Raw genomic sequence first — 24,223 nt, 5'->3', positions numbered from 1 at the left:
AAAGATATTTTAATGAAATCGTCCGTTTATCAAAAACTTGAAGCTTTAGCTGAACGCTTTGAAGAAGTTCAAGCCTTATTATCTGATCCTGACACTATTAGTGACCAAGACAAATTTCGCGCATTATCTCAAGAATTCAAACGCTTAGATGAAGTGACTACAGTGTTCCATAATTATCAAAGCGCTGAAGATGATTTTGCTACGGCAGAATTAATGCTTAAGGATGATGATCCTGATATGAGAGAAATGGCGCAAGAAGAGTTCAAAGAGGCTAAAAAAGCAGTTGCTGATTTGTCTGATGAACTACAAATTTTATTATTGCCACGTGATCCTAATGACGACAATAACTGTTTTGTTGAAATTCGTGCTGGTGCTGGTGGTGACGAAGCCGCTATTTTTGCTGGTGATTTATTTAGAATGTACAGCCGTTATGCAGAAAAGCAAGGTTGGAAAGTGGAAGTAATGAATTCCAATGAAAGTGAACAGGGCGGTTATAAAGAGTTGATTATAAAAATCAATGGTGAAGGCGTATACGGACAAATGAAATTTGAATCTGGTGGACATCGAGTACAACGTGTACCTGAAACTGAATCTCAAGGTCGTGTACATACCTCTGCATGTACTGTGGTTGTTATGCCTGAAATTCCAGAATCACAGGCGATTGAAATCAATAAAGCTGATTTAAAAGTTGATACATTTCGTGCATCGGGTGCGGGTGGTCAACACGTTAACAAAACTGATTCTGCTATTCGTATTACGCATATCCCATCGGGTGTTGTGGTTGAGTGTCAAGACCAGCGTTCACAACATAAAAACCGTGCTCAAGCTATGTCTGTACTGCAAGCCAGATTGCAACAAGCAGAAGATGAAAAACGTCGTAGCGAAGAAGAATCTTCTCGTCGTAATTTAGTGGCAAGTGGTGACCGTTCTGAGCGCATTCGTACTTATAACTTTCCACAGGGTCGCATGAGTGATCATCGTATCAATTTAACACTGTATCGTTTAAATGAAATAATGGAAGGTAATTTACAACTGATTATGGAGCCAATTATGCAAGAGAACCAAACAGATTTATTGGCTGAATTGGCTGAACAACATTAATCTTTGGGCGCATAAATAAATAGAGAGTAGTACCTTGTCTTCACAAGAACATAGGCTTCGATTAATCGGTGATAATTCAATCGCTAATTTACTTATTCAAGGTCAACACTTATTACAAGCAACGTCAGATAGCGCTAAACTTGATGTTGAAATTTTATTATGTTTTGTGCTTGAGGAAGAACGTAGTTACTTGCTCACTTGGCCTGAAAAGTTGCTTGGTGATGAACAGTTGCATAATTTTTTACAATTGCTTGTACGGCGTATTCAAGGTGAACCAATTGCCTATATCGTTGGTATGAAAGAGTTTTGGTCACTGCCATTGGCAGTATCTAAAGCTACACTTATTCCCCGACCAGATACCGAAACTTTAGTTGAATTAGTGTTGGAACAATATAGTAGCCGTAAAAATATCAATTGTCTTGACTTAGGTACTGGCACTGGTGCTATTGCTTTAGCATTGGCAAGTGAAAACCCTACTTGGCATATTGATGCAGTTGATTTTAATATTGATGCGGTAAAGCTTGCGCTAAGTAATGCTAGGAAATGTAAGTTAGAACAAGTTAATATTTTTCAAAGTGATTGGTTTTCTCAAGTAGATATAAATAAAAAATATGATTTAATCGTATCAAATCCACCTTATATTGATAGTGAAGATAAACATTTACAACAGGGTGATGTTCAATTTGAACCAGCATCAGCATTGATTGCGAATGATGGGGGCCTAGCAGACATAAAACAAATTGCTAAATTATCGAGCCGCTTTTTAACTTCGCAAGGTCAATTGTTTTTTGAGCATGGTTTTGAACAAGGTGATGCAGTTCGCAACATATTAATAAGTACAGGATTTAAACATCCTAAAACAGAGCAAGATTTAAATGGCCATGATCGAATTACTTGGGCAATTTTTTCTTGAAAATTAAATTTAATGATAAAAACTGGAGTCAATAGTGTTTAAGCACCTACATATGACGTTAGCTGTACTGAGTATAAGCTTGTTTACTTTGCGATTTATTTGGACGTTAATGCATTCAGCTAAATTACAAGCAAAATGGGTAAAAATCACCCCACATATTGTTGATACATTTTTGTTAGCTATAGGGGTATTAATGGCAGTACAATATGCCATTAACCCCATGGAACAATTATGGTTGGGTGAAAAAATAATAGCCATTTTTGCATATATTTTTACAGGCTATTATACGTTAAAACTTGCCAGAAATAAGACAATGCAAATTATTGGTTACTTAGGGGCTATGGGGTGGATAATGTTAATTGTTCGATTAGCCATGACACGCGAACCACTTTTTTTCGTATAAATATCTAAAATAGTTAAATAGAAAAAGTTTTATTTAATTAAACATAACTTATTGAATTTAATTTACTATAAATATGGACCATTAATTTAAAATTTATGAATACATTGTTGCTATCTGAACTTCAATCCCAAGAAAAAGATTTATTACAAACACTTGTGCTACTTGAAGAGGCCGTTTTTAGTGTCTCTTCAGGTGATGTCGACAATAATGAATTATCATTTGATGGTTTAGCATTAATTATTGCTCAGTGCCAAGCTGTAATAGCTGATATTGAATCACCACTAGAACAAGCTGAAGTATTGATGAATGAATTGTATTACCAGCATTTATTTATTGATAACCATAAAATACATTGGCCAATCAGTGCATTTAAAGTAGCTTTAAGCTTAAATCAACGCTTAATGTCACCCATAGTGAAAGCTGTGATAGTGTGTGAAATAATAAATGCTTGTGGCTTTAATTCCGATTTGGTGTTTGTACCTAACAATGTCATGGTACGCCTTTGTTGTGATGATCAATATGCGATTATTTTTGATGCCGTAACAGGAGAGTCACTAGATTGGTACGAGCTTGATCAGCGTCTTGAAGAGTTAGAAGGCGATCCTAGCTTACATGATTTTACTAGCATGAATAGGCAAGCTATTTTTGTTGAATATTTAAGCTTATTAAAAAGCACGTTAATTCGAGAACAAGCATTTGAACAAGCATTATTGTGTGTTGATGTATTATTGTCATTAAATCCTGACGATCCTATGCAACGTCGTGATCGTGGTTTTTTGCTTCATCAGTTAGATTGCTTTAAAGTAGCGGTAGATGATTATCGTTATTTTGTTGAAAAATGCCCAAAAGATCCAGCAGCAAAGTTGTTAAAAATTCAACTAGATAACATAACGTTAAATGATCCCACCTTCCATTAGTATCATCATTAATATACGTAAAAGTGTAAAAATGAAGTTCAGGAATAATAAATAAAAATAATAGGAAAATAGATGTCTGCACCATTGGCTATGCCATTAATCACGAATGATGCTGCCGTATTAGGTATACTTTCATTATTATTAGGCTTTGTGTTTTATAGTTCAAACAGCCAACACCCTGTTTGGAAAAAGTTTTATCAATATGTACCAGCACTACTGATGTGTTATTTGCTACCATCATTATTAAATACCTTTGGTATTGTAAGTGCAAAAGTAAGCCAAGTTGATGAGGTAGCAAAATATTATTTACTGCCCGCTTGCTTGGTGTTATTAACTTTAAGCATTGATCTTAAAGCTATTGCTGCTCTGGGTAATAAAGCTATTATTATGTTTCTTACGGGTACGATTGGTGTTGTTATTGGTGGTCCTATCGCACTGTTAATTGTATCTGTAATTTGGCCTGATTTATTAGGTGTTACAGGCCCTGATGCAGTATGGCGTGGTATGGCTGCACTTGCTGGTAGCTGGATTGGCGGTGGTGCTAATATGCTAGCCATGAAGGAGATTTACGGTGCCGATGGCAAAATTTTTACTATTATGGTCACGGTTGATATTGTTATAGCTAACTTATGGATGGCTTGTTTGCTTTATTTTGCTGCAAACCATAAACGCATTGATGCTAAAAGTGGCGCCGATACTTCTGGTATTGATAAGCTTATTAATAAAGTTGAAGCATTTGAGCGAGACCATGCAAGACGGCCAGAATTGAAAGATTTTATGTTCATTATTGCAATTGGTTTCGGTGCTGCTGGTATGGCTCATTTAGCTGCTGATTATTTAGTGCCATTTTTCAAAATTAATTACCCAGCATTAGAAAAATTCAGTCTACACAGTAAATTATTTTGGATTATCGTTTTAGTGACAACCATCGGGTTAATACTCTCTTTTACTAAAGTTAGACAACTCGAATCGGTTGGTGCATCTAAAATAGGTAGCAGTTTTCTATATATTCTAGTCGCAACGATTGGTTTGCATATGGATATTACACAAATAGTTGAAGCACCTAAATATGTACTTATTGGATTAATATGGATGGTTATTCACGTTGTATTACTGTTCATCGTAGGTCGAATAATCAAAGCACCTATTTTTTACTTGGCGGTTGGTAGTAAAGCAAATATTGGCGGTGCAGCATCGGCACCTGTTATTGCTTCAGCGTTCCATCCTTCATTAGCACCTGTTGGTGTGTTGTTAGCGGTATTAGGTTATGCATTGGGTACCTATATGGCATGGATATGTGGACAGTTGTTACGAATTATTGGTAGCTAGCATTTGTGAATTTGTTTTAGGAACATGAAATAGGAAAGATTATGACAATAAAATCAGTGTTAGTGAATGGTATTGAAGTTGCCAATGATAAGCCGTTTGTACTTTTTGGTGGTATGAATGTGCTTGAGTCACGAGACTTGGCGATGAAAATTGCCGAACATTATGTACAAGTAACACAAAAATTAAATATTCCCTATGTATTTAAAGCATCGTTTGATAAAGCCAACCGATCGTCAGTGCATTCTTACCGAGGACCAGGGCTTGATGAAGGGCTAAAAATATTTGAAGAAATTAAGTCAACTTTTAATGTACCTGTAATTACCGATGTTCATGAACCTTATCAAGCACAAGCTGTAAGTGAAGTGGTTGATGTTATTCAATTACCTGCATTCCTTGCCAGACAAACAGACTTAGTAGTTGCAATGGCTAAAACGGGGGCAGTGATTAATGTTAAAAAGCCACAGTTTTTGGCTGCTCATGAAATGAAGCATATTATTAATAAATTTGCTGAAGCTGGTAATGAAAATATTATTTTGTGTGAACGAGGAAGTTGTTATGGTTACAACAATTTAGTAGTAGACATGCTAGCTATGGATGAAATGCGTCACTACGCACCTGTCATTTTTGATGCGACACATTCGCTGCAAAAACCTGGAGGTCGCAGTGATAGCGCAGATGGAAGAAGAGCACAAGCAGCACAATTGACTCGCAGTGGTATGGCTATTGGTATTGCTGGCTTGTTCATTGAGGCGCACCCTGATCCAACAGTTGCTAAGTGTGATGGTCCTTGTGCACTTCCGCTTGATAAACTTGAACCATATTTAATTCAAATGAAAGCTATTGATGATTTAGTTAAAGGGTTTGAGCCTTTAATAACAGAATAGTAAAAAAGGGGGGAAGCTTTAAAAGTCAAGGGGCGTAATACCTAAGTATTGCGCCCCTTACTGATTTAAATGTGCGAGCATTTATTGAAATGGGTTATTCACTAACAAGCATAGCTTTGTTTAATGTGATTTTTTGATCTTTATCTGTTGCTTTATGTTGCATAGCTATCATGCTTTTAGCATTATTTTGTGCTGAGTTATGAGCAATGTTTATGCTAGAAAACGTTAATGCTATGTCATTTTGTGCTAGGTTAATAAAATTCTCATGTTTAATTGGCTCTGCTTTTAGTAATTCTGTTGATTGAGCAATTGAAGCTATACCAGTTGCAAAGTAAACCATAACGAGAGATGTTGCTAAAATCACTAATTTGTATAAGTATATAGTAATGTTTTTCATAAGATTATTCCTGTTTGACCTAATAATAATTTTTGTTTACGCCGTTATTTAGACGATAGATTTATTAGGACCTTTTCTCGCGCTTGTTCTTTTTTGAAAAATATAAGCTGTGGGTTGGGGGACACAGCTTATATTATGTTTTCTAGAACCTTGAGATGATGTCCTTCATCTACGGTGGCTATAATACGTAAAAATATTTGAAATTAAAAACGACAAATAATAATGTTATTCATTAGAAAAACTAATGGTAAATTGTTATGCTATGTTTTTGATTTTATATGCAGTTAGTTTGATTTTTATAAAAAAGGAATAAATGTAACTTGGCCAGTAGATTACCACCATTAAACGCATTGCGAGCATTTGAAGCATCAGCTAGACAGTTGAGCTTTACCCGCGCTGCTGAAGAATTATTTGTAACTCAAGCAGCGGTCAGCCATCAAATTAAAGCATTGGAAGACCATTTAGGCATAAAATTGTTTATGCGAAAAAATCGTTCTTTATTACTTACTGAAGAAGGGCAGTCGTATTACCTCGATATAAAAGGTATTTTTAATTCTCTTTATGAAGCAACAGAAAAATTATTAGCGCGTGGTGCGAAAGGCGCTATTACGGTAAGTTCACAAGCAAGCTTTGCGATTCAGTGGTTGGTACCTAGGTTAAGCGCTTTTAATGCGTTGCATCCTGATATAGATGTTAGAATAAAGGCGGTAGATCAAGCGGAGAACTCATTAACAGAAGATGTGGATGTAGCTATATATTACGGGCGAGGCCGATGGCCTAATATTCATGCTGATAAGCTACATACAGAGTATTTAATTCCCGTTTGTTCCCCATTACTTATGCAAGAAGGAGCGGCTAATGGTAAACCACCATTACGTTCTTTAGATGATTTACAACACCATACTTTGCTTCATGATACATCACGAAAAGACTGGAAACGCTGGTTTAAACAAGTTGGAGTTAAAGGTGGGAATGTTAATCATGGCCCCATATTTAGCCACTCGGCTATGGTAGTTCAAGCGGCTTTATACGGGCAGGGGGTAGCATTAGCCTATAGTGTGCTAGCAAAACCTGATATTGATTCTGGTCGCTTGATTTGTCCATTTAACGATGTACTTGTCAGTAAAAACGCTTATTTTGTGGTTTGTCGAGAGGTGCAGAAAGATATTGGAAAAATTGAAGCGTTTAGAGATTGGTTACTTGATATGGTTGCCTCAGAGCAAGAGCAAGTAAAGGATGGTCAAATAACATAATTAATTGTAATAGTTTTTTGAATTTTTATACTAGTATAACTTTATTATGTAGCACCCATTTTCGCAAAATAGCAGGCACTTATGATCACCAAAATAGAAAATAAGGTAGAAAATCCTATCGCCCAGATTATTTTTGCTCATGGTGCTGGTGCAGATATGCATCATGGCTTTATGACACAAATAACGTATTTATTAAATAAAATTAATATCAATGTTTTACGGTTTAATTTCCCATATATGGATAAGCGTTTGACGCTAGGAAAACGTTATCCACCTGATAGAATGCCTAAATTGCTTGCGTGTTATAAGCAAGTTGTTAATGAATTGATGTTAATGGAAGATATAAAACATCTACCAATGTTTATTGGCGGAAAATCAATGGGATCGCGTGTTGCTGCAACACTTGCTAGTGATACAGATATTTACCCCTTGATACAAGGAGTATTTTGTTTGGGCTATCCTTTTCATCCCACGAATAAACCTGATAAATTGCGTTTAGAACCATTACAAGATACCTGTAAACCTGTTCTTATTGTACAAGGAGAACGTGATTCATTAGGCTCTCAACTTGAAATTGTAGGCTATAATATTTCACATCTTTGTCGATGCTTTTTCTTAAAAGATGGTGACCACAGTTTAAAACCTAGAGTAAAATCAGGATTCACCCATGCCCAACATATGGAAAGTGCAGTTAACGCGATAAAGTTATTTATTCAGGAACATAATACAAATGCAGCAACCAATATCTAATAAAACACAAACACAACAGCGTAACGGCATCATAAAATATTTAATGGTATTTGTTGGCGTTAGCGGTTGCTTTTCTGTACTATTCGGCGCTTGGCTTGCGCATGCTGGGTTGTCTTTACCTGTTAACGTGCAATTAACTTTAAAAACAGCGTTGCAATATCAGTTATTACATACATTAGCGTTGCTCATTGTGCTGGTATGGGCTACAACGCGCTTATCAACCAATAGTTCTTGTAAATTATTGTTCGCTGTTTGTATCGCTTTTGCAATTGGTATTTTGTGTTTTAGCGTAAGTATTTATATTAAAACATTTTTCAGCATTACCATTATCGGTAAGCTAACTCCCATTGGTGGAATATCATTAGCAGTTGCTTGGCTGCTTTTGTCAATTGAAGGTAAAAGAAATTTATGACTGCTATTGTTTTGTATTGTCGTCCAGGCTTTGAAAAAGAGTGTGGTGCCGAAATTCAAGAAAAAGCTTCTTGGAATGAAATGTACGGTTATCTGGAATTGAAAAAAAATCAAGGCTTGGTGTTTTTTCATTTACATGATCCCGCCCATGGTGAAGCGTTAATAAAAAAACTACCATTAAAACGACTGATTTTTACACGTCAGTGGTTTGTTACCTTAAATGAAAAAATTGATTTACCTGATTACAACCGGGTTGAAGCCATTGTTGAGTCACTTGGTAGCGACTGGCAATATGATGATTTACGCATGGAAACGCCAGATACTAATGATGGTAAGGAATTAAGTAAATTCTGTCGTAAATTAGCGGTACCTTTACGCCAAGGACTACGTAAAGCTAATATTCTCACCAGTAAAAAAGAGGTTTTTAATGCAAGCCAAGGTGGTGCCGTATTGCACGCGCTGTTTTTATCTGGGCAAGAGGTTATTTTAGGCTTTTCATTTGCACATAATAGCTCTCCCCATGTAATGGGAATTCCACGACTTAAATTTCCAAGTCAAGCGCCGAGTCGCTCAACCTTAAAGCTTGACGAAGCCTTTTTATATTTTATTCCGCGTGATGAATGGGATGATCGTTTAACCTCTGGCATGAATGCCGTGGATTTAGGCTCCGCGCCTGGTGGCTGGACCTATCAACTCGTACGCAGAGGAATGATGGTAACCGCTATTGATAATGGCCCTATGGCTGAATCTTTGATGGAAACAGGGCAGGTTAAACATAAAATGATGGACGGTTTTAAATATGTGCCCATGAAGAAAAATGTTTATTGGCTAGTATGCGACATGATTGAAAAACCACAACGTGTTGCTAAATTAATGAGTGAATGGTTGTTAAATGGCGATTGCAAAGAAGCTATATTTAATTTGAAATTACCAATGAAAGGCCGTTATCAGCAAGTTAATGAAGATCTACAAAGTATCAAGGATGCATTTAGCGAACATAAAGTAAAGTATGAACTATATGCCAAACATTTGTATTATGATCGCGAAGAAGTCACGGTGCATGCAAGATTAATTTAGTGGCTTTGCCGAAGTTTTTGTAGAAGTTAATGAGTGTATAATAATAAAGGGTTGCGCATATTGAATTATTCGCACCCCTTACTTTTATCATTTAATTACGGTTTTATAAACGCTCTAAAAGTGCTTCTGTAAAATCGGTTGTTCCGTGTGTACCACCTAAATCACGTGTTGCGCGATCGCCACTGGCTATAACGTCAATCAGTGCATTTCTGATTTTATCTGCTTTATCACTCATTTCTAAATATTCTAGCATTTGTAATGCCGCTAAAATAACAGAAGTAGGATTGGCTATGTTTTTACCTGCAATATCAGGTGCGCTGCCATGAACTGCTTCAAAAATAGCACAATCTTCACCAATGTTTGCGCCTGGCGCCATACCTAAGCCACCTACTAAACCAGCACAAAGATCAGACAAAATATCACCAAAAAGGTTAGTAGTAACAATAACGTCAAACTGTTCAGGATTCATTACTAATTGCATACAGCAATTATCAACAATCATTTCTGTTGACTCAATGTCAGGGTAACGTTGTGCTACTTCACGAGCAACTTTTAAAAATAGACCTGATGTAGATTTTAAAATATTTGCTTTATGAACAGCTGTAACTTTTTTACGACCTTCTTTGCGAGCAGTTTCATAGGCAAAGGTTAAAATCTTTTCTGCGCCTTCACGAGTAATAATACTCATTGCTTCTGCTTGGGTGCCATCTTCTGATGTATTTTGTCCTGCACCTGAATACATACCTTGAGTATTTTCTCGAACAGTTAAAATATCAATATTTTCATAACGTGCTTTAGTCCCTTTAAAAGATAGCACAGGACGCAAATTTGCATATAAATTAAACTGTTTACGTAATGTCACATTAATCGATGTAAAGCCTTCACCAACAGGTGTTGTTAAAGGACCTTTTAATGTAATTTTGTTTTTTTCGATAAGATCAATAGTTTCTTGTGGTACTAATTCACCATGATTTTCTAACGCAGTTAACCCTGCATCAGCAAATTCATAATTGAAGTCGCAACCAGCTTTATCTAATACTTTAAGGGTTGCATCAATAATGCTTGGGCCAATTCCGTCGCCAGGAATTACTGTGATAGTTTGCTTGGTCATATTCTATGCCTTGTGAGAGAAGAAAGAGTTTACTTTTAATTTAAATAGTTTTAATAAAATAATTTAACTTTACCGTTTTTATAACGGTTAATAGCAGTTTAACATTTACTTAGTGTCTTACGGCACGCTTTATATCATGTAAGTGTTTATCAAACGTATTCAACATATTTATTTATAACATTTTTATGATGAATAGTTGATTATTCCGTCTGCTTAACGATTTTAGATGGTTCCTTAGGGGGTATCAAGGTTACTTTAGTCTATAGCTAAAGCTCTTTAAGCTATCAGCAGGTTTCTTGAATATTGATATGGATTACTCATGATGATAGCTAAGTTGTGAACGTGATTATCATGGTTTGGTATTATTGATAGTTTTCAATTATTCGCCAATTTTTAGGGTAGTTATCACCCAAGCCTATTTCTTTTAGCACATCGTTTATAAATAATAAAAAAGTGCATTCATCTTGGGTTGTTATTCCATCAGATTTAACATGTTGGGTACGGTAAAACATTACCTGAAATTTATTATTATCAACCTTCTTAGCTTCGGTAATATCTGGGCTACCCAGCTCTTTAATTGCTTGTTCAAAAGTGAATTGTTCAAGTTGTAGCTTTGCGATAAATTGCTTGTTATAAGCTTCTCTGTCTTCCCAATGCATTTTGTCAGGGCTGTCATCATAAAACGACATTACAAGTAAAACAAAAATACCGTAAGCTGCCAAAGCAAGAAATATACGGGTGATAACCTTTTTATTCATTTTTGCTCTCTAAGGTTTTATATTGTTAATGAAATGATAACCAGTTGTAGGTTAGTTTTAAAGAACTTATTGTAGTTTTATGTCTGGTTTGATTCATTATTCTAAAATTTGTTGAGCTGTTGTTTGTTCTAACCTGATATCTTTAAGATTAAAACCCAGTGGAATATTTTGTTTTAGTGTCAGTAGTTTCCTACTGAGTGTTATTTGTTCTCTGCTAGCGATTAATTTCTCATGTATTGAGGGTTTAATATTGTCGCTTTTTAAAATGGCGCCGAGCGAACCGAATTCATTTAGTAAACTTGCTGCGGTTATTTGTCCTATACCTGACACACCAGGGATTTTATTAGTATTGTCGCCTGTTAATGTCCATAAATCGACTAATTGAGCTGGTTTTATATCAAATTTATCTTTAACGTAATTTTCATCTAAATAACGACGATTAAAATAGTCATAAACATAAATATGAGGACTTAAGAGTGATAAGAAGCCTTTGTCTGTAGAGATAATGGTGACATTTTGCCCATGTAATGCCATTTTAGTCGCTAAGGTTGCAATAAGATCGTCTGCTTCGTCTTCTTCAGACAGTAATGAGTCAACACTGAATTGAAAAAATGCATCTTGTATATTTGACAGTTCATTAGCCAAATGGGCAGGCATTTTTTTACGACCTTTTTTGTAATCGGGGTAAAGCTTGTTGCGCCAGCAAGGATTTTGACTATCAAATACAGCAAGTGCATGACTAGGTTGTACTTGTTTTAGTATATTCTCTAAAGCTTTAGCGCAAGCTTGTTGCGTATTAAATAAAACTTGTTGTTGTGTTTTTTCTGCGAGCTCACCATTAAGTTGTTCCTTACTTTGAATAAAGGGGCGCTCTTGTACTGCATAGATGCGTCGAATTAAATTTAACGCATCAATTAATACTAAATGAACTGACATCTTTATGTCTCAATTACTTGATAGCACGGTATATATTTGCTTCCTGGTAGCTTCATTCGTTGTTGGCTAACAAAAGAAGCAAGCAATTTATCCATTAATACCATGATTTTTTTGTCACCAGATATTTGAAAGGGTCCATGCTCTCTTATGGCTTTTATACCACTCGACTTTACATTGCCTGCAACAATACCAGAAAATACCCTGCGTAAATTTGCAGCTAATTCTGCCGTGGAAACATTATGGCTAATGTCTAATTCAGACATATTTTTATGATTTGGTTCAAAGGGGTGCTGAAAGTCATGTTCAATGGCTAAAGACCAGTTAAAATGAAAGGCATCGCCTGTTTCTTTACGGTAGGCAAGCACATCTTCTAATGTATGAGACATGACTTGAGCAACTTGCTCTGCATCATCAATAATTATTTTATAAAGGCTTTGTGCTTTGCTACCTAATGTTGCACCAATAAATGCATCTATTTCAGTAAAATATGCACTAGCACTTTGAGGCCCTGTTAAAATAATGGGGAAGACTTGGTTTTGGTTTTCTGTATTTAATAAAATACCTAAAATATACAATAGTTCTTCTGCAGTTCCAGCTCCGCCAGGAAAAATGATTATGCCATGTGACATTCTAACAAAAGCTTCTAAACGTTTTTCAATATCAGGCATAATGATCAGTTCATTTACTATGGCATTAGGTGGCTCAGCAGCGATGATACTTGGCTCTGTTAAACCTAAATATCTACCTTCTTTATTACGTTGTTTAGCATGACCAATAGTGGCGCCTTTCATTGGGCCTTTCATTGCACCAGGACCACAACCTGTACATATATTAAAGTCGCGTAGTCCTAATTGGTAGCCCACTGCTTTAGTGTATTTATATTCATTTTCTTTTATTGAATGGCCACCCCAACAGGTAATTAAACGTGGTTTTGTTTCGGGCAAAATGGCATTAGCATTTCTTAATATTCCAAAAGTGGCATCGGTTAATGAACCAGGCACACAGAGCCGTTTTTGATCACTGTTATTAATAAATAGAATATCACGTAAAACGGCAGATAAATGTTCACGAATACCTCGAATGATCTTACCATCTACAAAAGCATGCTTGGGAGCGTTTTTAAGATCTATTTTTACACCGCGTTCTCGTCTGAGTACTTCAATGGAAAATTCTTTATGTTGTTGATATATTACTTCTGCATCGTCGGTATGGCTTCCTGCATTGAGCACAGCAAGCGAACAATTTCGATAGAGGTTGTAAAGCTCGCTTGTTGATGATTGTTGTAATTGATCTACTTCTGCTTGCGACAGAATATTCATATTTCCTACAGGGTTGAGCTGAGTATGCATATTGAATCTCTTCTGTTAAAACGATAATGTTACCAAGTATGGGGTAATATTTTTCACTAACACTTACTTTTTACTAATGACGCATTATTAAAAGTATATTACTTGGTTCTTTCCTTGTGCTTTCGCTTTATACATTGCTTCATCAGCACGTTCAAAAGCAGTATGAATATTATCTTCTTTAGTGATATGTGTGACGCCAATAGATAAGGTGATACTAACTTTATTATTTTTGAATTTAAAAGGTAATCGCGCAATATCTTTATTTATTGAGTTAAGCTCTTTTATTAATTCTGCTTCTTTTTTTCGGGTATAAACAAGTACAAATTCTTCGCCGCCATATCGGGCAACAAATGCATCTTTACTAACTTTCTTTTGTATTGAGCTGGCTATTACTTGTAGTGTTTTATCACCTGCCGTATGACCATAATTATCATTAATTTTTTTAAAGTCATCTACATCAATAACTGCAAGCGCTAGGTCAAATGGTTGATGATGAAAACGAACCATAGATTGAGTAAAGTATTCATCAAAAGCGGCTCGATTACTTAATTTTGTTAACGCATCAATCATACTTTTACGTTGTTGTTCAGCAAGTTTTTTTTCAAATTTTTGACTTTGTTCTTCAAGCTTTCTAACTTTTTCAGCCATGTCATTTAATTGATTAGATAGGAACTGCTGGTTTTGTTGCTCAAATAGCGCTTTCTTTTCAAGTGTTGCTTTTATGCTGCCTAATTTATCGCTTATGTCTGCTTTTACTTGTTCTGCTGATATGGCTTGTTCTACAGAATCCGTCATATCTGACAATTGTTTTTGTAGTTTTACATTGATTTTATTGTTTGTATTTTGTGCTTTTTCACAAGAAGACAGTGTATTGGTAACAGCACATTGTACCGTTGTTAACGTTTCATTTAATGAGTTTAAAAAATTTGTTGCGCTATTTCGCTCTCTTTGTAAGTCAGCAACAATAACATCAAATATTTCAATAAAATGTTGTAATACCTCATCACTTGATGTGTCTTTTAATAGTTTTTTATGAATCGCGAGTAATTCTTGGGTATATTGAGTTGATAAATGCAATTTGTTTAAACAATTTGATATTTGTTTTATTAACGCATTATTGACAGCTGATGAGTTGTTTTTTGGTGCTTCGATGTTTGGAATTGTTGTGAAAGAATCATCATTTGAAGTTTCAGCTTTTGCTTGTAACACAACATTATAAAACTCTAGCAATTGGCTTAACAATGGCGTGTATTGAGTTAAACTTTCTTTAGTTGATTGGCTTTGTGATAGTAATTTGCGTAACTTCCGACGTAAATCATTAGATAAGCCCTTTACTTTTTGTAAATTGTGGCCTGCATTATTAAATTGTTGATGCAACTGTGTCAGGTTTTGTGCATTTTCTATACTATGTTTTTGCAGTAGTTTTGATATTTCGTTTATTTTTAATTCAATATCTGCTGCAGGTGCTGATGTTGTTAATAAACCGCGAAGTTGAGCTAAGCGATTATCTAACTTAATATCTATACCTTTTGAAACTTGAGATAGCTTATTAATAAATTCTATTAACATACTCGATTGGCTTTTGAAGTCCTCTTCAAGCGATGCCCGAGAAGCTATTGCTGCATTAAGTTTGCTTTGTAATGCTTGTGACTGATTGTCAGCAACAGTTTTAGTACTCATATTCCAAGGTGATCCTTATCTTATCATCTATCTATATTAAGCTGTATAACACTTATTCTCATGGCTGATAATTTACAGTAATATCAGGAGTATAATCAATACAATTGTGATAATTAATATATTTATGTGAGAAAATATTGACTAGAACAAGCTTTTTCCTTACTTAAAGTTGTTTTACTCGCTAAACTATAACAATCTTATTAATTACCCTAAAGGAAGTTTAGTTGACAATGGCAAAAATATCCCTTTTATTTCGAATCTTTTCAGTGTTAATTTTTACGTTTTCTGCGGTAAACATCAAAGCTAATGTGATGGTAGATATCTCTATTGTCAATCCTCAACACCATTATGCCAACGTCAGTATTGAATTTGACAAAGTTAATACTGCCCACGCTAACTTTCACTTACCTACTTGGCGTACAGGTAGATATGAAATTATCAATCTTGCTAATGGTATTCGTGAGTTCTCCGCTGTTGATAGTAAAGGTAATACGCTTGAATGGCTGAAGGTAGATAAAGATACCTGGCAAGTGAAAAATACATTAGATAAAAAAATTACTCTCAGTTACCAAGTATATGCTAATCAACTTGGGCAAAGAACACGTCATATTGATGATAGTCATGCCTTTTTAGATGCTTCAACAGTGGTGATGTACCACGATGACTTTAGAAACGATAAGCATATTATTGATTTACATGTGCCTAAAAAATGGCGTAGTGTGTCTGGACTTGAAACGGGTAAAAATTCATTTTTTTCAGCACGTAAAAAACATCAATTTATTGCACAAAACTACGATGTGTTAGTTGATTCACCCATTGAAACAGGTATCAATGAGCATCATCAATTTAGTGTTGAAGGCCGTGATTATGAATTAGTTATTTGGGGCAAGGGTAATTACGATAGTGCTAAAATGGTAGCTGATTTAAAAGTATTAGTACAACAAAGTAAGCATATTTGGCATGACTATCCTTTTAAACGCTATGTTTTTATGGTGCATGCAACGAGTGGAGCACGTGGTGCAACAGAGCATTTAAATTCAACAATTATTCAAACATCTCGCTTTAAATTTTCACAGCGAAAAGATTACTTACGTTTTCTTTCAACAGCAGCTCATGAATTTGTGCATACGTGGAATGTAAAACAGTATCGCCCTAAAGGGTTAGTTCCTTATGATTATCAGCATGAAAATTATTCAACATTACTTTGGTTGAGTGAGGGGTCTACGAGTTATTTACAAAACCAACTGTTATTGCGTGGCGAGTTAATGTCTAGCACTGAGTTTCTTGATAACCTAGCAACCCGTATAACGGGGTACCTTCATAAACAAGGAAGACAAAGTCAAACTATTGCACAAGCAAGCTTTGACAAATGGTTAGAAGAGGGGGGGGATTATGACAACAACCACAGCGTTAATATATATTCAGAAGGCTTTTTAGTCTCTTGGTTATTAGATTTCTCTATTATGGAAAAAACAGCATTAGAAAAAAGTTATCGTGATGTTCATAATATACTTTATAAAGACTATAAAATTCCGAAGGGATTTGATGAAAATGACTTGTTAACCATATTAAAAACGGTAACTGATGATGACTATCAAACGTGGTGGCAAGAAAATATTCATGGCTATGCTAATGTTGATTTTAATGTTTTGTTAGCTAAAGCAGGTTTGACTATGTCTTATGGCAAGAAAGATAACTTAAACCAAGAGGCTTGGATAGGTATTAAAACAAAAGTGGTTAGTAATGGTTTGGCAATAACTCATATTGAAAAAAATAGTCCAGCTTGGCAAGCGGGCCTTATGTTAGATGATATTGTTATCGCCATTAATGATTTACGTGTCATTGATAAAGATTTAAGTACAAGGTTAAAAAACTTTAAGCCAGATGATGAAATCCGAGTTACTTTTTTCCGTAGAGATGAGCTAGCCACAAGTACAATACAATTAGGTAAAATACCTAAAGGGAAATTAAAAGTTGTCCCTGTTTTAGAGGCTAGTGATGAACAAAAGGCCTTTTTTAAACATTGGACCGGGCTTGAATTCCCTGTTGATGATACGGAAATTATAACAGAATAACCGTATTATTTGTTTATACCCAAATCACCTGAAATGAGCACCTTGAGGTGGTTTGGGTTTATAAGCTGAACATGGGCTTATTGTCTTAATGTTCTGGCGTTTGGAGCACAACGTATGTGTGTGCTCCTAAACGGATTTATATCTAATCCGCCTCGGCGAGTATAACGGGCAAAAACAGTAAGTTCTTCTAATTGGCAATATTGCTGCAGATCACAGAATATTCGTTCAACACACTGTTCATGAAATTCATTATGTTGACGAAAAGATATTAAATACTGTAAAAGTACATTATGGGCTATTGCTTGCCCTTTATAGCTAATATACACACTTGCCCAGTCGGGTTGATTGGTAATTAAACAGTTAGACTTTAATAAATGACTGACTAAATTTTCATTTACTATGGTTGTCGCTAAGTTATTTTGTGCATTGCTAAGTATTTCAGCGCTATACTGGTAATTATCAACAATAATATCTTCATCATCAATGCATGTAGTTTGTTCTGCAGTTGGTTTGATTGATAGAGCAGGGCATTGCTCAACAGTAAATAACGTAACTTGCGCTTTAATGCCTGCAACAGCAGATAAGTCCTTAACGAGTATTTCCTCAACTGCGGTAAAGCTATCAAATTTACTTTGATTAAAGCTATTTAAATACAGTTTGAAAGATTTAGACTCAACTAAGTTTGGGCTTGAACAAGCAAAGCGAAACTCAGCCAGGGCAACAACAGGTTTACCATGGTTATTTAACCAGGATAATTCATAACCATACCAAACATCTTCACCAATAAAAGGTAAAGCGTTCCCCGTTAGAGATAAATCATTCCTATTTAAGCTTCGTGGTACCGCTTGTAATAAATTTGGGTTATATTCACTACAATATTCAGTAGTTTTGCCAAGTGTCAAATCAGTAAGTTCTTTAGAGTTTTGGTCAATTGCCATCGTTTTTTCTTTTGCTGAATAAAATTTTAATAAGTTATTTTAAAGGATCTATGAATTAGATGACATCAACAAATCAAACTAAGACAAATTTAGTGGATGTTTTGCAACAATTTTCCGCACAATATATCGAACAATATCAACTGAAACACAAGCATCTGCCCGTAATTGAACATGACGAAGCTTGGCCTTCGCCCTGTGAACTTCCACAGAAAACTGATTCAGGTAATGTTTTTTGGAGGCCAACGACTATCAAAAAAGAACAAATGTTAAATTTTGATAATGTTGAATCAGCGTTAGAAATTGTGCTCCATGACGATATTAAAAGTTACTTTACTACTCAGTTTAGTGAAACACTTGATGCAAGTTGTGAAGAAGGCGACCTGTCTTTATTGTTTGCTTGGAATGAAGATGACTTTCAACGCCTGCAAGAAAATTTAATTGGTCACATTTTAATGAAACAAAGGTTAAAGCAAGCTGAAACTGTTTTTTTTGCAGTAACTGATGAAGAAGATATGATTATTTCAATTGATAATGACTCTGGCTCAGTGTGGGTTGAACGTGTTGGTTGTGAACCGCATAAAAAATTAGCATCGTCATTAATTCAATTTATAAGTATGCTTATGCCTAAAGTGAATTAATTTTACTTTTTTTGCTGATTTATTAACGCTTGAACCTGTATTTTTAATTCGTGTATTTCTTCTTTTATGCCCGCTAATTCATCATGTAAGATACGCTCAAACGATTCTTCATTAATTGATGATGAGTTGTTTTCTTTATCTAAAACAATAGGTTTTTCTGTTGGTAAAGTGGTAAAGCCAGGTTCATGCTGCCAAGTTTTTAATACGGAAATAATGACAGGTAAAGGGACTTTTGTTTTTAGCTTTGTTTTGATTGATGCAACCGTTGGTTTTTTGCCTTTGTTTGCAATTTGGTTTGCTAAGATTGTAATTTCATCATTTATTGTCATTTTGATTAATCTATTCGTTATATTAACTACATTTTAGCCAATGATACTATTTATGTCAGGTGTTAAATAAAAATATTTATGTTTGTATAATGAAATCAGTTAGTTATAAAAAATTTTATTTTGGTTTGTTTTTTGCTTTTCATCTAATGAAAAAATTATTTATAATTTTAACTATTATTTATTTGGAGTAAACATGAAAAAATCACTTTTGGCCCTTCTTGTTGCATTACCTTTAGCGTCTACATTAACTGGCTGTGTTATTGCGGTAAAAGACGGTGAAGTCGACCACTCATTTATGCGAGACAGCGGTGATAGAAGTTATGAAAATCGTAAGAAAATAGCACAAGTACAGCTTGGCGCAAGTTTTGTTGATATGCAAGAAAAACTGGGAGTGGCCGATTTTTCAGAAACTTATAAATATAATGATCAAATAATTCGCGTATTATACTACAGAAGCCAACGTAAGCATAAAGATGGGCTAACAACGAAAGATGAATGCACTTACCTAGAGTTTGTTGATGGTGAATTAGCTCAAACAGGTAATGGCGGTAATTATAAAAAACTTTCTTCCAATTAACCGTTAATTTTTATAAAAAACAGACCTGTTGTTTAACACTTCTTAAAATGAATTAATACAGTAATCTTATGTATTAATTCATTTTTTATTGTTTTTTGTCGTAATTTTTATTCTCACAAATAATTATATTCATTTGATTTAAGTTATTTACATCTTCGGCATTACGCTTGTACCAAAAAAATGTTCTGGTACAATCAGTTTTATAAATTTGTTTTTAGGTAGTTAAACTCATATGGTTATAAAAGCCCAAAGTCCAGCCGGATTTGCCGAACAGTACATTGTAGAATCTATTTGGAATGGCGGTTTTCCTCCTGGTTCAATTTTACCAGCAGAGCGTGAGTTATCAGAGTTAATTGGTGTAACTAGAACAACATTAAGAGAAGTGTTGCAACGTTTGGCACGTGATGGTTGGCTAACTATAAAGCATGGTAAGCCTACAAAAGTAAATAATTTTTGGGAAACATCAGGTTTAAACATTTTAGAAACATTGGCACACCTTGATCAAGAAGGTGTACCTGATTTGGTTGATAATTTATTATCTGCACGAACAAATATTAGTGCAATTTATATTCGTGGTGCAATTAAAAACAACCCAGAAAAAGCGATTGAATTGCTGAGCGCATATACTGAGGTTGAAGACAATGGTGATGCCTTTGCAGAATTTGACTATAATTTAAATAAAGAATTAGTAGTGGCATCAGGAAATTCGATTTATTTACTTATTTTAAATGGCTTCAGAGGCTTATACTCTCGCATTGGTAGTTTATACTTTGCTCACCCAACGGGTCGCGAAATTTCGCGAACTTACTATCAGAAGCTTATTGATTTAGCAAAAGAAAATCGTTTCGATGATTCGATTTTTGCAGTACGTAAATACGGTATTGAATCAGGTAAACTTTGGGGTGAATTAAAAGAAGACGTGTTAAAAGAACTCACCGAAGAGTAGTCGACTATTATTATATAGTTCATCGCTATGAAGTTCGTCGGATTTACTTATAAAGGCGGCAATCATCGCCTTTTTGTATGCTAAATTACTTTAAATTATGTGGTGGTGTCTTTATCACCACATCGCTCAATAATCTCGTCTATACCTTCATTATTTTCTTGAACAATCTCAACGTTAAATTGCCATAAATAATGTAAATGTTTAAGTACTTCTGTTTTAGAGTCGCCTAATTGAATATTATTATGCGGTATGTAGCGTAAGGTTAGGGATCTATCCCCTTCAATATTGGCGTTAACAATTTGTATATTCACTTCTAAATTACTTAGATTATATTGCTCAGCAAGTTTTTCTCTTATTTTTTTATAACCTTGTTCATTGTGTATTGCTCCAATTTCAACATAATTATTTTTTTCGTCATCATGAATATGAAATAACTTAAAATCACGAATCAATTTAGGTGACAAATATTGACTGATAAAACTTTCATCCTTAAAGTTTTTCATAGCAAAGTGTAAAGTGTCTAACCAATTACTCCCTGCAATTTCAGGAAAATAGGCTTTATCTTCTTCTGTTGGGTGTTCACATATACGTCTAATATCAATAAACATATTGAAGCCCAATGCATATGGGTTAATACCAGAATAATAGGGGCTGTTATAGTCTTGTTGTGCGACTACATTGGTATGACTATGTAAAAATTCTAACATAAACTTATCTGTTACTAAGCCTTCATCATACAGGTGATTCAAAATAGTATAATGCCAAAAGCAAGCCCAACCTTCATTCATCACTTGTGTTTGTTTTTGAGGATAAAAATATTGAGAAATTTTTCTAACGATACGCACTATTTCTCGTTGCCAAGGTTTTAAAAGTGGTGCATTTTTTTCTATAAAGTAAAGAATATTTTCTTGAGGTTCAGACGGAAATTTATATTTTTTTTCCTTTTTATTTTTATCTGGCACAGTGCGCCACAAGGTGTTTACTTGTGATTGTAAATATTCTTCACGTTCAGTTTGGCGCTTTAACTCTTCATCGAGTGATATTTTCTGTGGTCTTTTATAGCGATCTACGCCATGATTCATTAATGCATGGCAAGCATCGAGTGTAGCTTCAACTTCATCGATTCCATATGTATTTTCACATTTTGCGATATAGTTTTTAGCAAAAAGCAAATAATCAATAATTGAACTTGCATCAGTCCAAGATTGAAATAAATAGTTGCCTTTAAAGAACGAATTATGTCCATAACAAGCATGAGCCATGACTAAGGCTTGCATTGGCATTGTATTTTCTTCCATAAGATAAGAAATACAGGGGCTAGAGTTAATGACTATTTCGTAAGCTAACCCCATCTGACCACGTTTATAGTTTTGTTCTGTTTGAATAAATTTTTTGCCAAAAGTCCAATGATTATAACCTATTGGCATACCAACACCTGCGTATGCATCCATCATTTGCTCAGCCGTTATGACTTCTATTTGATTAACATAAGTGTCTAATTGATAGTATTCGGCCACACGTGCTATTTCGGTTTGATATTGAGCTAATAGTTCAAAAGTCCAGTCTGGAGAATCATCTAAAGGGGTTACTTCTTGTGTTTGCTGGTTTGTTTTTTTATGTGTTGTTACCATAATTTTACCTATTCTTTTTGCCTTGGTACGTTTATGTTTTGCCCTTTTATTTATCAATATATTTATGCTGCATTTTGAGTATTCTTTTTAAATAGGTCTCTAAATACAGGATAAATATCCGAAACTTCTTGTATGTGTGCCGTAGCAAAGTTTGAATGTGAACTTTTTAATTGTTGGTATTGTTGCCATAGTGTTTGATGGGCGCGCTGGGTTATTTCGATATAACTAAAGTAACGTGCTTTGGGTAAAATGTGTTTGGCCAGTATTGATTTACAATGCGGTGAATCGTCAGCCCAGTTGTCTCCGTCTGATGCTTGCGCGCCATAAATATTCCATTGGTTATCATTGTATCGTTCATTGATTATTTCACTCATCAACGTTAGTGCACTTGAAGCTATCGTTCCACCAGTCTCTTGAGAATAGAAAAACTCGTGTTCATCTACTTCTTTTGCTTGGGTGTGATGACGTATATAAACCACATCAATATCTTTATAGGTTCTACTTAAAAATAGAAAAAGAAGAATATAAAAACGTTTGGCCATGTCTTTGGTTGTTTGATCCATTGAACCTGAAACATCCATTAAACAAAACATGACAGCTTTTGATGTGGGGACTGCTTGTTTGGCATAGTTTCTAAACCTAAGATCGAAGGTGTCAATAAAAGGGACTTTGGCTATTTTTTTTTCTAAATTAGCTATTTTTTTTCTTAGATTGTCACTCTCTTTTTGTTGAATAGAATCATGAACAACGTTATTACAATTGAGTGCTTCTAAAGTTTGCGTGTAATGCTTAAGTTGCTTTCTTTTAGATGCGGTCATGGCAATACGCCTAGCAATAGAGCCTTGTAATGATTTTACAATATCAATGTTAGAAGGGATGCCTTCTGCACAAAAACCTGAGCGAACCGTTTTGTATTCAATTAATTTATCGAGTTGATTTTTCTCAAGGTTAGGTAATTCCAAATCTTCAAAAAGTAAATTAAGGTATTCTTCTTTAGAAATAGAAAAAGTAAAACTATCCTCACCCTCACCATTGTCACTTGCATCACCTTCTCCAGCACCCTGGCCTTGTTGGCTTGGAGGTTTATTAATTCTGTCACCGCTAACAAATTGATCATTGCCAGGGTGAACCTTGTCACGAATACCACCGCTACCTTGATGAAATATAGGCTCAGACAAGTCTTTTTTCGGAATAACAATGTTTTCACCTGAAGTAATATCAGTAACTCCACGTTGACTAATTGCATCAGAGACAGATTTTTTTATTTGGTTTTTATAACGCCTTAAAAAACGTTGACGATTTACAGTACTTTTATTTTTACTGTTTAGTCGTCTATCAATAAAATTAGCCATAGTGACTCCTTACTGCGTAACTATAAATGCAATTTAAACCCTGTTTACTGTTGTATTTTGTCATCTATGCTTCAAAAATTTAAGAAGATTTTCTTACGCGTAAATACCATTCAGACAATAATCTAACTTGCTTTTGTGTGTACCCTTTACTCATCATACGCTCAACAAAATCATCGTGTTTTTTCTGATCATCTTTTGATGTTTTTGAGTTAAAAGATATGACGGGTAATAAATCTTCTGTATTTGAAAACATTTTCTTTTCGATAACTGTGCGTAGCTTTTCATAACTGGTCCATAAAGGGTTTTTTCCATTGTTATTAGCTTTCGCTCTAAGTACAAAGTTAACAATTTCATTACGGAAATCTTTAGGATTACTGATACCTGCAGGTTTTTCTATTTTTTCTAGTTCGTCATTAAGTGCTTGTCTATCAAAAAGTTGGCCTGTTTCTGCGTCACGATATTCTTGAT

General features: G+C 34.8%; 24 protein-coding genes and 1 pseudogene. 14 read left to right on the top strand and 11 right to left on the bottom strand.

Annotated elements, in window-relative coordinates; genetic code table 11:
- Positions 1-12: 12 nt before the first annotated feature.
- From prfA to kdsA, 6 genes are all read left to right on the top strand, one after another.
- On the top strand, positions 13-1,101 hold the full coding sequence (gene prfA, locus ACE1OF_RS17130; RefSeq protein ID WP_448895938.1) for a peptide chain release factor 1: 1,089 nt from the start codon (positions 13-15) through the stop codon (positions 1,099-1,101).
- A gap of 34 nt (positions 1,102-1,135) precedes the next feature.
- The gene (gene prmC / locus ACE1OF_RS17125) at positions 1,136-2,014 is read left to right on the top strand and encodes a peptide chain release factor N(5)-glutamine methyltransferase (protein WP_448895937.1); all 879 of its coding nucleotides are present in this window, start codon (positions 1,136-1,138) and stop codon (positions 2,012-2,014) included.
- A gap of 34 nt (positions 2,015-2,048) precedes the next feature.
- Positions 2,049-2,417 carry a SirB2 family protein gene (locus tag ACE1OF_RS17120; protein ID WP_448895936.1) on the top strand — a complete coding sequence of 123 codons (369 nt, stop codon included), beginning with the start codon at positions 2,049-2,051 and terminating at the stop codon, positions 2,415-2,417.
- 95 nt (positions 2,418-2,512) lie between these two features.
- Positions 2,513-3,334 (top strand): SirB1 family protein, encoded by an 822-nt coding sequence (locus tag ACE1OF_RS17115; RefSeq protein WP_448895935.1) that lies wholly within the window; start codon positions 2,513-2,515, stop codon positions 3,332-3,334.
- A gap of 72 nt (positions 3,335-3,406) precedes the next feature.
- Entirely contained in the window at positions 3,407-4,663 is a 1,257-nt protein-coding gene (locus tag ACE1OF_RS17110; RefSeq protein ID WP_448895934.1) for a DUF819 family protein, read from the top strand.
- A 41-nt stretch (positions 4,664-4,704) separates the two neighbouring features.
- Positions 4,705-5,547: a 3-deoxy-8-phosphooctulonate synthase gene (gene kdsA, locus ACE1OF_RS17105; protein WP_448895933.1), complete on the top strand. Its 843-nt coding sequence runs from the start codon at positions 4,705-4,707 to the stop codon at positions 5,545-5,547.
- 94 nt (positions 5,548-5,641) lie between these two features.
- On the opposite strand, the gene ACE1OF_RS17100 is transcribed toward kdsA, so the two are convergent.
- Positions 5,642-5,944 (bottom strand): hypothetical protein, encoded by a 303-nt coding sequence (locus ACE1OF_RS17100; protein ID WP_448895931.1) that lies wholly within the window; start codon positions 5,942-5,944, stop codon positions 5,642-5,644.
- A 320-nt stretch (positions 5,945-6,264) separates the two neighbouring features.
- Between ACE1OF_RS17100 and ACE1OF_RS17095 the strand changes: the two genes are divergently transcribed.
- The 4 genes from ACE1OF_RS17095 to rlmM all read left to right on the top strand — a co-directional run bounded on the left by ACE1OF_RS17095 (position 6,265) and on the right by rlmM (position 9,435).
- Positions 6,265-7,197: a transcriptional regulator GcvA gene (locus ACE1OF_RS17095; RefSeq protein ID WP_448895929.1), complete on the top strand. Its 933-nt coding sequence runs from the start codon at positions 6,265-6,267 to the stop codon at positions 7,195-7,197.
- 81 nt (positions 7,198-7,278) lie between these two features.
- Positions 7,279-7,947, top strand: coding sequence for an alpha/beta family hydrolase (locus tag ACE1OF_RS17090; RefSeq protein ID WP_448895927.1), 669 nt, complete (start codon positions 7,279-7,281; stop codon positions 7,945-7,947).
- On the top strand, positions 7,928-8,359 hold the full coding sequence (locus tag ACE1OF_RS17085; RefSeq protein WP_448895926.1) for a DUF423 domain-containing protein: 432 nt from the start codon (positions 7,928-7,930) through the stop codon (positions 8,357-8,359). Before ACE1OF_RS17090 ends, ACE1OF_RS17085 begins: the two co-directional genes overlap by 20 nt.
- Complete coding sequence (rlmM, locus tag ACE1OF_RS17080) at positions 8,356-9,435, top strand: 23S rRNA (cytidine(2498)-2'-O)-methyltransferase RlmM (RefSeq protein WP_448895924.1); 1,080 nt, start codon at positions 8,356-8,358, stop codon at positions 9,433-9,435. Before ACE1OF_RS17085 ends, rlmM begins: the two co-directional genes overlap by 4 nt.
- A 103-nt stretch (positions 9,436-9,538) precedes the next feature.
- On the opposite strand, the gene ACE1OF_RS17075 is transcribed toward rlmM, so the two are convergent.
- The 5 genes from ACE1OF_RS17075 to ACE1OF_RS17055 form a co-directional block, all read right to left on the bottom strand.
- Positions 9,539-10,546 carry an isocitrate dehydrogenase gene (locus ACE1OF_RS17075; protein WP_448895922.1) on the bottom strand — a complete coding sequence of 336 codons (1,008 nt, stop codon included), beginning with the start codon at positions 10,544-10,546 and terminating at the stop codon, positions 9,539-9,541.
- Positions 10,547-10,908: 362 nt separating this feature from the next.
- Positions 10,909-11,304 carry a DUF3192 domain-containing protein gene (locus tag ACE1OF_RS17070; protein WP_448895920.1) on the bottom strand — a complete coding sequence of 132 codons (396 nt, stop codon included), beginning with the start codon at positions 11,302-11,304 and terminating at the stop codon, positions 10,909-10,911.
- 96 nt (positions 11,305-11,400) lie between these two features.
- Positions 11,401-12,240 (bottom strand): flap endonuclease Xni, encoded by an 840-nt coding sequence (gene xni, locus ACE1OF_RS17065; protein ID WP_448895918.1) that lies wholly within the window; start codon positions 12,238-12,240, stop codon positions 11,401-11,403.
- A gap of 2 nt (positions 12,241-12,242) precedes the next feature.
- The gene (ppnN, locus tag ACE1OF_RS17060; protein ID WP_448895916.1) at positions 12,243-13,589 is read right to left on the bottom strand and encodes a nucleotide 5'-monophosphate nucleosidase PpnN; all 1,347 of its coding nucleotides are present in this window, start codon (positions 13,587-13,589) and stop codon (positions 12,243-12,245) included.
- 87 nt (positions 13,590-13,676) lie between these two features.
- The gene (locus ACE1OF_RS17055; RefSeq protein WP_448895914.1) at positions 13,677-15,269 is read right to left on the bottom strand and encodes a diguanylate cyclase domain-containing protein; all 1,593 of its coding nucleotides are present in this window, start codon (positions 15,267-15,269) and stop codon (positions 13,677-13,679) included.
- A 230-nt stretch (positions 15,270-15,499) separates the two neighbouring features.
- Between ACE1OF_RS17055 and ACE1OF_RS17050 the strand changes: the two genes are divergently transcribed.
- Positions 15,500-17,344, top strand: a complete 1,845-nt coding sequence (locus tag ACE1OF_RS17050) for a M61 family metallopeptidase (RefSeq protein WP_448895912.1) — start codon at positions 15,500-15,502, stop codon at positions 17,342-17,344.
- Between the two features lie 77 nt (positions 17,345-17,421).
- On the opposite strand, the gene queF is transcribed toward ACE1OF_RS17050, so the two are convergent.
- Positions 17,422-18,282 (bottom strand): NADPH-dependent 7-cyano-7-deazaguanine reductase QueF, encoded by an 861-nt coding sequence (gene queF / locus ACE1OF_RS17045; protein WP_448895910.1) that lies wholly within the window; start codon positions 18,280-18,282, stop codon positions 17,422-17,424.
- A 59-nt stretch (positions 18,283-18,341) separates the two neighbouring features.
- Between queF and syd the strand changes: the two genes are divergently transcribed.
- Positions 18,342-18,920 carry a SecY-interacting protein gene (syd, locus tag ACE1OF_RS17040; RefSeq protein WP_448895908.1) on the top strand — a complete coding sequence of 193 codons (579 nt, stop codon included), beginning with the start codon at positions 18,342-18,344 and terminating at the stop codon, positions 18,918-18,920.
- Between the two features lie 2 nt (positions 18,921-18,922).
- Here the strand turns inward: syd and ACE1OF_RS17035 are convergent, their stop codons facing one another.
- Positions 18,923-19,249, bottom strand: a complete 327-nt coding sequence (locus ACE1OF_RS17035) for a hypothetical protein (RefSeq protein ID WP_448895907.1) — start codon at positions 19,247-19,249, stop codon at positions 18,923-18,925.
- A 193-nt stretch (positions 19,250-19,442) separates the two neighbouring features.
- Between ACE1OF_RS17035 and ACE1OF_RS17030 the strand changes: the two genes are divergently transcribed.
- Complete coding sequence (locus ACE1OF_RS17030; RefSeq protein WP_448895906.1) at positions 19,443-19,826, top strand: DUF3192 domain-containing protein; 384 nt, start codon at positions 19,443-19,445, stop codon at positions 19,824-19,826.
- Between the two features lie 232 nt (positions 19,827-20,058).
- Complete coding sequence (gene fadR, locus ACE1OF_RS17025) at positions 20,059-20,772, top strand: fatty acid metabolism transcriptional regulator FadR (RefSeq protein WP_448895904.1); 714 nt, start codon at positions 20,059-20,061, stop codon at positions 20,770-20,772.
- Between the two features lie 95 nt (positions 20,773-20,867).
- On the opposite strand, the gene ACE1OF_RS17020 is transcribed toward fadR, so the two are convergent.
- From ACE1OF_RS17020 to ACE1OF_RS17010, 3 genes and pseudogenes are all read right to left on the bottom strand, one after another.
- Entirely contained in the window at positions 20,868-22,403 is a 1,536-nt protein-coding gene (locus tag ACE1OF_RS17020; protein WP_448895902.1) for a SpoVR family protein, read from the bottom strand.
- 62 nt (positions 22,404-22,465) lie between these two features.
- Entirely contained in the window at positions 22,466-23,755 is a 1,290-nt protein-coding gene (locus ACE1OF_RS17015) for a YeaH/YhbH family protein (RefSeq protein ID WP_448895901.1), read from the bottom strand.
- A 79-nt stretch (positions 23,756-23,834) separates the two neighbouring features.
- Positions 23,835-24,223: pseudogene (locus tag ACE1OF_RS17010) on the bottom strand (PrkA family serine protein kinase); the annotation flags it as partial.

Source organism: Colwellia sp. E150_009 (genome assembly GCF_053543955.1).
The sequence above is the reverse complement of the archived record's forward strand: the minus strand, read 5'-3'. Positions and strand labels throughout refer to the sequence as shown.

Bases quoted from the DNA above. Each gene is read 5' to 3' on its own strand.
- prfA (WP_448895938.1), top strand. From the start codon at position 13: ATGAAATCGTCCGTTTATCAAAAACTTGAAGCTTTAGCTGAACGCTTT.
- ACE1OF_RS17115 (WP_448895935.1), top strand. From the start codon at position 2,513: ATGAATACATTGTTGCTATCTGAACTTCAATCCCAAGAAAAAGATTTA.
- ACE1OF_RS17110 (WP_448895934.1), top strand. From the start codon at position 3,407: ATGTCTGCACCATTGGCTATGCCATTAATCACGAATGATGCTGCCGTA.
- kdsA (WP_448895933.1), top strand. From the start codon at position 4,705: ATGACAATAAAATCAGTGTTAGTGAATGGTATTGAAGTTGCCAATGAT.
- ACE1OF_RS17100 (WP_448895931.1), bottom strand. From the start codon at position 5,944: ATGAAAAACATTACTATATACTTATACAAATTAGTGATTTTAGCAACA.
- ACE1OF_RS17090 (WP_448895927.1), top strand. From the start codon at position 7,279: ATGATCACCAAAATAGAAAATAAGGTAGAAAATCCTATCGCCCAGATT.
- ACE1OF_RS17085 (WP_448895926.1), top strand. From the start codon at position 7,928: ATGCAGCAACCAATATCTAATAAAACACAAACACAACAGCGTAACGGC.
- rlmM (WP_448895924.1), top strand. From the start codon at position 8,356: ATGACTGCTATTGTTTTGTATTGTCGTCCAGGCTTTGAAAAAGAGTGT.
- ACE1OF_RS17075 (WP_448895922.1), bottom strand. From the start codon at position 10,546: ATGACCAAGCAAACTATCACAGTAATTCCTGGCGACGGAATTGGCCCA.
- ACE1OF_RS17070 (WP_448895920.1), bottom strand. From the start codon at position 11,304: ATGAATAAAAAGGTTATCACCCGTATATTTCTTGCTTTGGCAGCTTAC.
- xni (WP_448895918.1), bottom strand. From the start codon at position 12,240: ATGTCAGTTCATTTAGTATTAATTGATGCGTTAAATTTAATTCGACGC.
- ppnN (WP_448895916.1), bottom strand. From the start codon at position 13,589: ATGCATACTCAGCTCAACCCTGTAGGAAATATGAATATTCTGTCGCAA.
- ACE1OF_RS17055 (WP_448895914.1), bottom strand. From the start codon at position 15,269: ATGAGTACTAAAACTGTTGCTGACAATCAGTCACAAGCATTACAAAGC.
- ACE1OF_RS17050 (WP_448895912.1), top strand. From the start codon at position 15,500: ATGGCAAAAATATCCCTTTTATTTCGAATCTTTTCAGTGTTAATTTTT.
- queF (WP_448895910.1), bottom strand. From the start codon at position 18,282: ATGGCAATTGACCAAAACTCTAAAGAACTTACTGATTTGACACTTGGC.
- syd (WP_448895908.1), top strand. From the start codon at position 18,342: ATGACATCAACAAATCAAACTAAGACAAATTTAGTGGATGTTTTGCAA.
- ACE1OF_RS17035 (WP_448895907.1), bottom strand. From the start codon at position 19,249: ATGACAATAAATGATGAAATTACAATCTTAGCAAACCAAATTGCAAAC.
- ACE1OF_RS17030 (WP_448895906.1), top strand. From the start codon at position 19,443: ATGAAAAAATCACTTTTGGCCCTTCTTGTTGCATTACCTTTAGCGTCT.
- fadR (WP_448895904.1), top strand. From the start codon at position 20,059: ATGGTTATAAAAGCCCAAAGTCCAGCCGGATTTGCCGAACAGTACATT.
- ACE1OF_RS17020 (WP_448895902.1), bottom strand. From the start codon at position 22,403: ATGGTAACAACACATAAAAAAACAAACCAGCAAACACAAGAAGTAACC.
- ACE1OF_RS17015 (WP_448895901.1), bottom strand. From the start codon at position 23,755: ATGGCTAATTTTATTGATAGACGACTAAACAGTAAAAATAAAAGTACT.